This is a genomic window from Kamptonema formosum PCC 6407, from assembly GCF_000332155.1.
Taxonomy (GTDB): Bacteria; Cyanobacteriota; Cyanobacteriia; order Cyanobacteriales; family Microcoleaceae; genus Kamptonema; species Kamptonema formosum.
This window is the reverse complement of the sequence record NZ_KB235898.1, coordinates 20,116-31,780: the sequence shown is the minus strand read 5'-3', so window position 1 is coordinate 31,780 and position 11,665 is coordinate 20,116. Positions and strand designations below refer to the sequence as shown.

Here is an 11,665-nt window from a genome sequence, read left to right as displayed (position 1 = left end):
ACGGTTAACTGTTAAGTAAATCCACCTAATTAAGCATAAGATCGGGATGGCTAAAAAACTGACTTTATAAACATTCTTCCTTCTCTCCTAGATAACTAAATTTTTCTTCCTTTTTCTTCCTTCTTCCTTCTACTTAACAGTTAACACTTAACAGTTTCAATATTTAAACATTATGGATATTTCTGGCTACCAGATTCTTAATCAAATTTATGAAAGTACCAATTCTCTGGTTTACCGAGGTATCCGAGAACAGGATTGCCAAGCCGTTATCCTCAAAGTTCTTAAACAGCACTACGCCGCACCAGGGGAAGTAATTCGATATAAGCAAGAGTATGAAATTGCCCAAAGATTGAATATTGAAGGCGTAGTTAAAGTTTATAGTTTAGAATCTTATGACCAGAATCTAGTCTTAATCCTTGAAGATTTTGGGGGTTCATCTTTGGCGGAATTAACAAGACAAACAGATGGCAATAGAACGTTATTGTCGTTACAGAAAATTCTTCAAATCGCCATCCAAATCACTGAAGTTTTATCTGAAATTCATGCAGCTAACGTTATTCATCGAGATATCAACCCCTCCAATATTATCTTTAATCCCCAAACCGAGCAAATAAAAATCATTGATTTTGGTATTGCCACAATTTTCAGCAAATTTAATCCTTTCCTGAAAAATCCTAATGTTTTAGAAGGCACTTTAGCCTATATGTCGCCGGAACAAACAGGGCGGATGAATCGCTCCCTCGATTATCGCACAGACTTTTACTCCCTTGGCGTTACCCTGTACGAATTATTAACAGGACAACTCCCTTTTACTACAACTGATGCTCTGGAATTAGTACACTGTCACATTGCCAAACAGCCTATCGCTGCTCATGAAATTAATCCAGCAATACCGCCAAATATTTCCGAAATTCTGATGAAATTGATGGCAAAAACTGCTGAAGAGCGATACCAAAGTACCTGGGGTATCCAAATAGATTTAGTATGTAGCTTGATGCAGTTAGAGGCGAATGGGGAAATTGAACATCTCATCCCTGGTGAAAATGATATTTCAGCCAAGTTTCAAATACCTCAAAAACTGTATGGCAGAGAGGCAGAAATTCACAGCTTACTTGCAGCTTTTGAGCGAGTAGCAGAAGGCGAAAAACAACAAACATCATCTCTTCCGGGTTCAAATTTTGATTTACATCTTCCTGAAATAATGCTATTAGTAGGTGCTGCCGGAATCGGAAAATCCGCCCTAGCTGCCGAGATTTATAAACCTATTACAGAAAAGCGTGGTTATTTCATTAGGGGAAATTTCGATAAATTTCAGCGCAATATTCCCTATAGTGCTTTGATCGATGCTTTTCAAGCATTGGTGGGGCAATTGTTAATGGAGAGTAAAACCGAGCTTAAAATTTGGCAAGAAAAAATTTTAGCCGCATTTAATGGCAATGGTCAAGTTATAATTGATGCGATACCCCAACTAGAGCTAATTGTCGGTAAGCAGCCACCAGTGCCAGAATTGGGCACAAAAGAATCGCAAAATCGCTTCAGTATAATCTTTCAAAAATTTATTCGTTTATTTGGTTCAGAAGAGCATCCATTAGTGATATTTCTAGATGATTTGCAGTGGGTGGATGTAGCCACTTTAAATTTAATTGAACGCATAATGATGGATGCTGATACCCAATACTTATTTTTAATTGGAGCATATCGGCTTCAGGAAGTCAATCCCAATCATCCTTTAATGATGACGATTGAGACACTACATAAGCAAGAGATAACTGTCAATGAGATTGCCTTAGCACCCTTAGCGCTAGAGCATATTACTGATTTAATTGTTGACACTTTGCAGAGTGAAAGAGGGAAAGTAAAACCTTTGGCAGAATTAGTATTGTCTAAAACTGGGGGCAATCCTTTCTTTGTTAATGAATTTCTGAAAATGCTCGCTACAGAAAAATTGATAAATTTCAATTTAGAATGCCTGAGTTGGGAATGGGATATTAGTCAAATTAAGGCAATGGATATTACTGACAATCTGGTGGAGTTAATAGTTAGTAAGTTAAAGAAATTGCCAGTATCGACGCAGCAGATTTTAGGGGTGGCAGCTTATGTGGGTAGAAAGTTTGACTTAAACACCCTATCTATTATCTGTGAAAAATCACCGCCAGAAATTTTTAAACGCTTAATGCTAGCAGTTGAGTCCGAGTTAATTATACCTAACTCAGAGTTAGATGAACAACTATTAATTCAAGATTATAAATTTGGTCATGATTGGGTACAACAAGCAGCCTATAGCTTAATTAAAGATTTACCCGTAAAATTTCCCCGTTTACTAACTAAATCGGCAGCCGTTAATAGGATTGTGGATAAAATTCCCCTACCTGTGAATAGAACAACAGGCCCTCGCTCGTCAGGTGAAGTTTTAGATTTAGCCGCAGTCATGAAAGCTTCCCAAGCTATTGCTAGTGAAATTGAGTTGGATAAGTTATTAGCTGCTTTGATGAAGATTATGATTCAGATTGCGGGGGCTCAAATTGGCTATTTAATTTTAGAAACTGATGGTCAAATGCTGATTGAAGCTTCTGGGAAGATAGATTTAGAACAAATTGCCGTTTTGCAATCAATTTCTATTGAAAATATCGTGTCTGTATCCATTATCAATTATGTCGCTCGGACGAGAGAAACAGTAGTTCAAAATAATGCGGCAGAGCGGGGTAAATTTACCAACGATCCATTTATCAAAGAACATCAAAGTAAGTCTCTATTATGTACGCCGTTGCTAAATAGAGGTCAACTTAGTGGGATTTTATATCTGGAAAACAATCTAACTACTGGTGTTTTTACTCCCGACAGGTTAGAAATATTACAAATGTTATCTGGGCAAGCTGCGATCGCGATCGCCAATGCTAAACTTTATACAGAGGTTCGCGAAAGTGAAAGGCGGATGGCTCAATTCCTAGAAGCGATGCCCGTAGGCGTATCTGTTCACGATGCCACTGGAGAGATTTATTATGCTAATCAGAAAGCAGAATATTTACTTGGAATAGCGGCTTCGCCAAGAGCGAAAAGTGAACAATTGGTAGAGGTTTATCAAGTGTATCAAGCGGGAAGTGATGAATTATATCATACAGAAAAGTTGCCAATTGTGCGAGCGCTCAGAGGTGAAAGTGTTAAAGTTGACGATCTCGAAATTCATCATCCTGATAAAGTTGTTCCTTTGGAAGTTTCTACTACCCCAATCTTTGATGAAACTGGGAAAATTGTCTATGGCATCGCCGCATTTCAAGACATTACAGAACGCAAACAATCTGAAAATTTATTAGCAGAATACAATCAAACTTTAGAGCGAAAAGTAGAAGAGCGCACCCAAGAATTACAGCAGGAAATCGCAGAGCGCAGGCGCACAGAAGCAGCCCTCTACAAAAGTGAAGCGGAAAATCGTGCTATACTTTCTGCCATACCCGATTTGATGTTTAGAGTTAACTCAGATGGCATTTATTTGGGTTTTATCGCTACTAACGAACTGGTTAGTTTATTGCCATCAGATTATAACCCAATTGGCAAGCATATATCGGATTTTTTGCCGCCAGAAGTTTCTCAGCGCCATCTAGAAAATCTGAAACAAACTTTAGCTACAGGAAAAGGTCAAATTTACGAACAGCAAATTGTGATTGATGGTACGCTACAATATGAAGAAGTACGGGTGGTAGTGAGTGGGCCTAATGAAGCACTATTTATGATTCGGAATATCAGCGATCGCAAACGAGCTGTAGAAGCTCTACGCAAAAAAAATGAAGAATTGATCGCTGCTCTCCAACAACTCAAAGCCGCTCAACAAGAACTAATTCAAGCCGAAAAAATGGCTGCTCTCGGACAACTAATTGCGGGCGTAGCCCACGAAATCAATACGCCTTTGGGAGCGATCCGCGCCTCTATTGGGAATATCACTAATGCTCTCAATAATTCACTTAAACAACTCCCACAAATTATTCAAAAACTATCTCCTGAAAGACAAGCCGATTTTTTTGCTTTATTAGAAGCCGCCAGAGAAAACGAGGAAATACTTTCATTTAGAGAAGAAAGGCAGTTAAAACGCACTCTCAAAAAAGAATTAGAAAATCAAAATATTGATGAGTCAGAAACTATTGCAGATACTTTAGTTAAGCTAGGTTTTTCCCAAGAGATCGCTCCGTTTATAACATTATTTCAACAACAAGACAACACTTTTATTTTAGATACAGTCTATAACTTATATCTACAACATAACAACAGCCGGAATATTGTGCTAGCTGTAGAAAGAGCATCTAAAATAGTCTTTTCACTCAAAAGTTACGCCCGTCATAATAAATCTGATGAAATGACCACTGCCACTGTGAAAGATGGCATAGATGTGGTTTTAACTATTTATCAAAATCACCTCAAGCAGAGAATTGAAGTGATCAAAAACTATGAGGAAGTCCCACCGATTCTTTGTTATCCTGAAGAGTTGAACCAAGTTTGGACAAATCTCATTCATAATGCTATTCACGCAATGAATAATAAGGGAACGTTAGAGATATCCGTTATGGAGCAAAATCATAATATAGTAGTACAATTCACTGATTCCGGTTCTGGTATCCCGCCAGAAATCCAACCGCGAATATTTGAACCCTTTTTTACGACTAAGGCTGCTGGCGAAGGTAGTGGATTGGGTTTGGATATTGTCAAGAGAATTATTGACAAACATCAGGGTAATATTGAGGTAGACAGCCAACCAGGTCGGACTGTGTTTAGAGTGTATTTACCGATTAGATAAACTTGAATCAGGAGTGTGATTTTATGCCAAAGAAAGCTATTTTATGTGTAGATGATGAAAGAATGATTTTGAGCTGTTTGAGAGATCAACTCACTCATCATTTTGGCAATCTCTATAGTTATGAATTTGCAGAAAGTGCTGATGAAGCGCTGGAAGTCATAGAGGAATTAAATCAAGATGGAGTTGATATTCTGATTATTGTGTCTGATTGGCTAATGCCGAATATGAAAGGGGATGAATTTTTAATTAAAGTCCATCAGCAATTCCCCAATATTGTGACGGTACTTTTGACGGGTCAAGCCGATGAAGAAGCAATAGAAAGAGCTAGAAAATATGCTAATCTACATCGGTATTTACCTAAGCCTTGGGATAAAGCGACTTTAATAGAAGCTCTCGAATCTGGCTTAGGGGGAATTGAATCCTAGTAATGAGTAAGAGGGAGCGGGGGAGCAGGGGAGGATAGGATGGGGGAGATGGGGAAGATGGGGGAGATGGGGGAGATGGGGAAGTTAGCAATTAGCAATTAGCAATTAGCAATTAGCAATTAGCAATTAGCCATTAGCCATTAGCCATTAGCCATTAGCCATTAGCCATTACCAATTACCAATTAGTAATATTACCCTGACGCGATCGCCAAAAGCCCGTATAGTGCAGAATGAACATTTGAGCGCTATTAGCCCTCTGATATTCGCCCTCTCAGTTTCTATGTCCAAACTCAACACACCATCTACCATGCAGCGTCAAGTGCAAGGCAAATCACTGGTAAGCCTCACCCTCAGCCTGATCTCCCTAATTTCAGCCATTAGTCCCGCAATAGCCGCACCTCCCCGCACGCCAGACAAAGAAGAAAATTGCGACATTCTGGTAGTAGGTGGTGGGCTTTCAGGTGCGGCCACTGCTTACGAAAGCTTACTCGCAGGTCGCACTGTTTGCTTAACTGAAATTACCGACTGGGTAGGCGGGCAAATTTCCTCCCAAGGTACCTCAGCACTTGACGAACGTGAAACCCAGCGATCGCTATTATTCTATCCTCGCGGCTATCTAGAATTGCGATCGCGCATCCAAAAGCATTACGGTAGACTCAATCCCGGCGGCTGTTGGGTCAGTAATTCTTGCTTCATGCCCTACGATGGCCATAAAATCCTATTTAAAATGTTGCAAGATGCCGCCAAAAAAGGCAAAGGTACGCTTAAATGGTTTCCTAATACAGTCGTCAAAGATTTAGACATTTCCGGGAATCAAATTAAAGGCGCGATCGCGATTCAGCATCAACCAGCAACAGGTACTCCTCCGATTAACGCTGAACCTCTTTCTCAAACCATCGAAGATGCCTATCGATACGAAAATTCCGCACGATTTAATAAAACCATTATTCGCTTCACCCCCAAGCAGTCAAATAAACCTCAGCAAACAGCTAAATCGGCTAATTGGTATGTCATAGATGCCACCGAAACAGGTGAATTAATCGGTCTCGCAGACGTTCCCTACCGCCTGGGGATTGACCCCCGTTCCTATCTAGAACCTTCTTCAGCAAGTCCTAATGGCGATCCTTATTGTACTCAAGGTTTTACCTATACCTTTGCAATGCAGGCAACTAAGGAACCCCAGACCCATCAACTACCCTCATTCTATCAACAATATGCTCCCTACTACAGCTATGAATTGCAGCGATTAGCTAGTTTTCCCCTAGTATTCACCTACCGCCAAATTTTTAGCACTAAACCAGATCAAAAACGACCTCCAAACCCTAGAGACTTTCCCATCTATCCGGGCGATATCTCCATGCAAAACTGGACTTGGGGTAACGATTATCGGCCTGGAACTTCCACAGATAACCTGATCTATACTCGCGAACAATTGCAAGCCACAGGTCAATTGCAACCGGGAGGCTGGATGGGCGGCTTACGGACAGAAACTTTGCGACGTGGTGAAGAAAATGCCCAAGGATTTTTCTATTGGCTAGCTGTAGGTACAACTGATTCACAATTAGGCAATGGCGTGAAAAAGCCTTACCCAAATCTCAAATATTTGACGGGTTTAGATTCGCCGATGGGAACAGTACATGGGCTTTCTAAATATCCTTATATGCGGGAGGGAAGGAGAATAATTGGACGGCCAAGTTTGGCTCAACCGCAAGGTTTTACTGTGTGGGAAGTAGATATGTCTCGCAATAACTTTGCGACTGATTTTTATCGCCAAAATCTATCTCCCGAACAGTATCGCGATTTGTGGTTAGCTTTGGGTGGTTTAGATGCACCTGCTTTGGCTGTGGGAGATCTATCTGTGGAGGAAACAAAGCCGCGATCGCGCTCTTTTATTTATCCTGATTCTGTGGGAATTGGTCACTATGCGATCGACTTTCACCCCTGTATGACTAATAGCCCCCCAGAAGCACCCGGTAATACTGAACGCGAAGGAACTCGCAAGGGTCAAGGTGAAGCTTATCCCTTCCAAATTCCGCTCAGAGCATTGATTCCGCAGAAAATTGATAATATGTTAGTTGCAGGGAAAAGTATTGCTACTAGCCACACTGCGGCCGCTGCTTATCGCGTACATTCTTTTGAATGGTCTTCGGGTGCAGCGGCCGGAACTACTGCTAGTTTTGCCCTAGAAAAGGGGATTCTGCCTTATCAATTGGTGGATGAATTACCTTCTTATGAGCCTGATTTGGAAGCGCTGCAACGGCGGTTAGAGCAACAGAAAAACCAGATTGCTTTTCCCGGAACTTCGATTTTCAATAGTTCTTGGCAAAAGTGGAAGTAATAGGCTGCTTGCACAAATAATTGGTAATTGGTAATTGCTAATTGGTAATTACCAATTGCTAATTAGAATTAAAAATGCAAAATGTAGGTTGTTGGGTGGAGCGTAGCATAACCTAAATCTTGGTTCATTGTAGGTTGTTGATTGTTAGTTGTTAGTTGTTAGTTGTTAGTTATTAGCCGGAATTATATCATGTCCGGTTAAATACTTGTCATTGCGAGCGAAGCGAAGCAATCGCCTAGTCTCTGCGATTGCTTCGCTTCGCTCGCAATGACCGCTCGTAAGTAATTTGCCAGACATGATATTACGCACTAACTTAATACCCAATTACCAATTACCAATTACCAATTACCAATTACCAGTTACCAGTTACCAGTTAACAGTTAACAGTTAACTGTTAACTGTTAACTGTTAACAATTACCACTCAGGATCGGAAGCAATGAGCGCCGTTGCCGCCTCACTCGGAAGCGGCCTAGCAAAGAAATAACCTTGACCGTATTCACAGCCAAGCGATCGCAACTTAGCCAACTGTTCAGCCGTTTCCACCCCCTCAGCAATCACATCCATCCCCAAAGCGTGAGCTAGCATCACAATAGTCCGCACTATAGCCGTATTTTCTCCCCCGCGTGACTTCGGATTAGCGATTTTTTCCACCATCCCCTCTGAGCCCACTTCCATGCGACCCACAAAAGACTTATCCACCTTCAAAGTATCAGTAGGAAAGCGGCTCAAATAACTCAAAGACGAATATCCCGTCCCAAAATCATCAATTCCCAACTTGACATTTAACGCCTTCATCTGATTAAGAACTGCGATCGCAGATTCTACCTCATCCATTACCACACTTTCCGTAATCTCCAACTTCAAACACTCAGGTTCAATACCCGTCCGTTGCAGGATTTCCTTAATTTGTTTCACCAAATCCGGCTGTGAAAACTGCTTAGCAGACAAATTCACACTCATCGTTAAAGGAGGATCGAACTGAAACTGCTGTTGCCACAAACGTAATTGGCGCATAGCTTCCTCCAACACCCACTGACCTATAGGCAAAATCAAACCCGTTTCCTCCGCCACCGGAATAAACTTCAGAGGCGACACCAAACCCCGTCCCGGATGTTGCCAGCGAATCAGCGCTTCAAAACCGATAATCTTTCCAGTAGCTAAATGTACAAAAGGCTGGTAGTGCAGTAAAAACTCTTGACGCTTGACAGCCATTCGTAAATCCGTCTCTAACTGCAATCGTTCCACTGCGGTTGCGTGCATTGCCGCATTAAACACCTGATAGCGCCCCATTCCCAAAGCTTTAGCGCGATACATTGCCGTGTGAGCATCCCGCAATAAATGCTCTGGTCGCTCGTCTTCTTCCCCTGTTTGCGTCTCGCCTTGGGAACCCCCCACAGCAATACCAATACTCACCGTCATTAATATTTCTTGTCCGCTCAAATTAAAAGGTATAATTAATGCTTCATGAATCCGTTCTGCGACGCTGGTAGCAGTAGCAACATCCTTAATATTTTCAATTAGAATCGCAAAATCTCCCCCTCCCACTCGTGCCACAAGGTCACTAATTCGCACGCAACACTTCAATCTTTCCACCAAAGCAATTAGCAAGCTGTCCCCCGCGACATGACCGAGAGAATCGTTAATTACCTTAAAACGATCCAAATCCAGAAAAAATACTGCAAAAAAATCGTACTGGCGATGTTTGGCATTTTTGGCAGCGCGAGCAACCCGTTCAATAAACAAAGCTCGGTTAGGCAATCCTGTCAGGGAATCGTGAAAGGCATTGTATAGCTGTTTGTAGGCAGTCACACAGGCACTTGTTACTAGCAATGCCAATATTGGCTCTACGGGTGGCACCCACCCTGCCTCTGTAAATAATCCAAGGGTAATCGCTAGTAAAGTTCCTAATGCTATTACTAAAACCACCCCCAATTTGGCTGGGTGTTGAATTCGTAAAGCTAGGATTCCGCCCACAATTGCCCATCCTGCTGCCCACAAAAATTCTGCCCACTCTGGCCAGAACCAAAACAGGGGCTCGCCGTCCAAAACTGCACTTAAAATTTGACTGACCATTTGGGCGTGAAGCAGCACTCCAGGCATTTTGGCGTTTTGTTTCTCAATGGGGCTGTAGGGGGTGAGAAATACGTCTCTACTGCTGGGGGCAGTAGTGCCGATGAGTACAATTTTGCCTTTTACCCAGTTGGGGTCAAAATCTCCTTTTAATACTTGCCTAAAGCTGATTTGTCGCGCTACTTTGCGAGGAGAACGGTAATCGATCAGAATTTGGTAGCCTTTGGCATCCAGGTTAGTATAACCGCCAGCATTGGGTTCTAATGGTACAAACTTGGCTTTGCCCCAGTAAATATGGTTGGGATTAGTAGTGCTATTTTTGGGTTCAACTATGTCTTTGATGTAAAAAAATGCGAGCCGGAAAGAAAAGGAGTATAGGGGTTTGCTACCTGGTTTTGAGAGAAAAACTAAGTTGCGGCGGACGACTCCATCGAGGTCAAGCAACAAGTCGTTAAAGCCGATACGATCGGGTGGTACTCCTGGCGGCGGCGGGACTCCCATGCTTTCAGAGTCGTTAAATTTTGAGATGGCGATCGCGTTTGGGGCTTGGAGTTGAGTTAGGAGTTCTTTGTGTCCTGGTTCTTGAGGTACATCGCGATATATGTCTAAGCCAATTACTTTGGGCTGGTGTCGTTGCAGTTGTGCTAGTGCTTGGGCGATCCGGCGATCGGAAAGGGGGACTCTGCCTAGTGCTTGGATATCTTCTTCGGTGATACTCACTACTAGCAGTCGCGGATCGGGGCCGCGATCGCCCATTAAACGCAGACCTCGGTCAAAAGTCGCCATTTCCAGCTCTTGAAGCCCTCCAAGTTGGCGAATTAATAGTAGCAGCAAGCTAACGGTTATGCTAATTAGTATGGCGGGAAAGAGCTTCAGCCTCGTACCGTTGGAGAAAACGCTGAAGTGAGCTGCTAAGGAGAGTACAGAGCGAAGATTTCGATAGAATTTAGGAGTCACGGAGGAAATAGCTGGATGCGAATTAGCCTGAACGAGGATGTTGTAAATTAGTTGAGCCTAATCCTAATTATTGATTAAGTGTATTCGCTCTTTCCCTGGGCCCCAACTTTCAACTTGTGCCGATGGGCGGATTTTAAGTTTCAGGCGGGAAGATGTTTTAGATAATTTCTTCTGTAACATCTCAAAAAAGAAATGGTATCAGTTTAAAATGCCTTTGTCGAGTGTAAGGATATTGGGGAAATTATGGCGAGTCAACTTCCGATTCCGGTGATTGTTAACGGTGCTGCTGGCAAGATGGGCCGTGAGGTGGTGAAGGCAGTAGCAACAGTTGGGGATATGACGCTGTTTGGGGCTATAGAGCGCTCTCCTGAGTTTCTTAACGTGGATGCGGGGGAACTAGCGGGGTGCGGTGCATTGGAAGTTCCTCTGACGGATGATTTGCAAGGGATGCTAGCGTTAGCGGGTCAAGAAAAACAGTTAGGGGTGATGGTGGATTTTACGCACCCAAATTCAGTTTATGAGAATGTGCGCTCTGCGATCGCCTACGGTATTCGTCCCGTCGTTGGTACTACGGGTCTGAGTCCCGAACAAATTCAAGATTTAGCTGAGTTTGCGGATAAAGCTAGCATCGGTTGTTTAATTATCCCTAATTTTTCGATCGGTATGGTTTTGCTTCAGCAAGCTGCGCTGTCAGCATCCCAATATTTCGATCATGTAGAAATTATCGAACTTCACCACAACCAAAAGGCAGACGCACCCAGCGGTACGGCAATTCAAACTGCTCAAATGTTAGCAGAAATGGGGAAAACTTTTAATCCCCCATTTGTGGAGGAAACTGAGAAGTTACCAGGTGCAAGGGGAAGTTTAGCGGATGAGGGTATTCGCATTCACAGCATTCGCTTACCTGGTTTAATTGCCCACCAAGAGGTGATTTTTGGCGGCCCCGGTCAAGTTTATACTTTGCGTCACGATACGAGCGATCGCGCTTGCTATATGCCCGGAGTTCTCTTGGCCATCCGCAAGGTACTGGAACTCAAATCTTTGGTTTATGGTTTAGAAAAAATATTGTAAACTGGTTATTGGTTAACGGT

5 protein-coding genes are annotated in these 11,665 nt (G+C 42.6%); 4 read left to right on the top strand and 1 reads right to left on the bottom strand.

From position 1 onward, the window contains the following. Nucleotides 1-172: 172 nt before the first annotated feature. The 3 genes from OSCIL6407_RS0100140 (at nucleotide 173) to OSCIL6407_RS0100130 (ending at nucleotide 7,546) form a co-directional block, all read left to right on the top strand. Nucleotides 173-4,783: a protein kinase domain-containing protein gene (locus OSCIL6407_RS0100140; RefSeq protein ID WP_007358298.1), complete on the top strand. Its 4,611-nt coding sequence runs from the start codon at nucleotides 173-175 to the stop codon at nucleotides 4,781-4,783. A gap of 23 nt (nucleotides 4,784-4,806) precedes the next feature. Continuing rightward, nucleotides 4,807-5,208, top strand: a complete 402-nt coding sequence (locus OSCIL6407_RS0100135; RefSeq protein WP_007358297.1) for a response regulator — start codon at nucleotides 4,807-4,809, stop codon at nucleotides 5,206-5,208. Nucleotides 5,209-5,515: 307 nt separating this feature from the next. Beyond that, nucleotides 5,516-7,546, top strand: a complete 2,031-nt coding sequence (locus tag OSCIL6407_RS0100130; RefSeq protein ID WP_019486787.1) for an FAD-dependent oxidoreductase — start codon at nucleotides 5,516-5,518, stop codon at nucleotides 7,544-7,546. A 415-nt stretch (nucleotides 7,547-7,961) separates the two neighbouring features. Here the strand turns inward: OSCIL6407_RS0100130 and OSCIL6407_RS0100125 are convergent, their stop codons facing one another. Further along, on the bottom strand, nucleotides 7,962-10,574 hold the full coding sequence (locus OSCIL6407_RS0100125; RefSeq protein WP_007355939.1) for an EAL domain-containing protein: 2,613 nt from the start codon (nucleotides 10,572-10,574) through the stop codon (nucleotides 7,962-7,964). 243 nt (nucleotides 10,575-10,817) lie between these two features. On the opposite strand from OSCIL6407_RS0100125, the gene dapB reads away from it, so the two are divergent. After that, nucleotides 10,818-11,645 (top strand): 4-hydroxy-tetrahydrodipicolinate reductase, encoded by an 828-nt coding sequence (dapB, locus tag OSCIL6407_RS0100120; protein ID WP_007355938.1) that lies wholly within the window; start codon nucleotides 10,818-10,820, stop codon nucleotides 11,643-11,645. Nucleotides 11,646-11,665: the final 20 nt, after the last annotated feature.

What these genes read in the sequence shown, in the direction of transcription:
- OSCIL6407_RS0100135 (WP_007358297.1), top strand. Translation starts at nt 4,807, where the DNA reads ATGCCAAAGAAAGCTATTTTATGTGTAGATGATGAAAGAATGATTTTG.
- OSCIL6407_RS0100130 (WP_019486787.1), top strand. Translation starts at nt 5,516, where the DNA reads ATGCAGCGTCAAGTGCAAGGCAAATCACTGGTAAGCCTCACCCTCAGC.
- dapB (WP_007355938.1), top strand. Translation starts at nt 10,818, where the DNA reads ATGGCGAGTCAACTTCCGATTCCGGTGATTGTTAACGGTGCTGCTGGC.
- OSCIL6407_RS0100140 (WP_007358298.1), top strand. Translation starts at nt 173, where the DNA reads ATGGATATTTCTGGCTACCAGATTCTTAATCAAATTTATGAAAGTACC.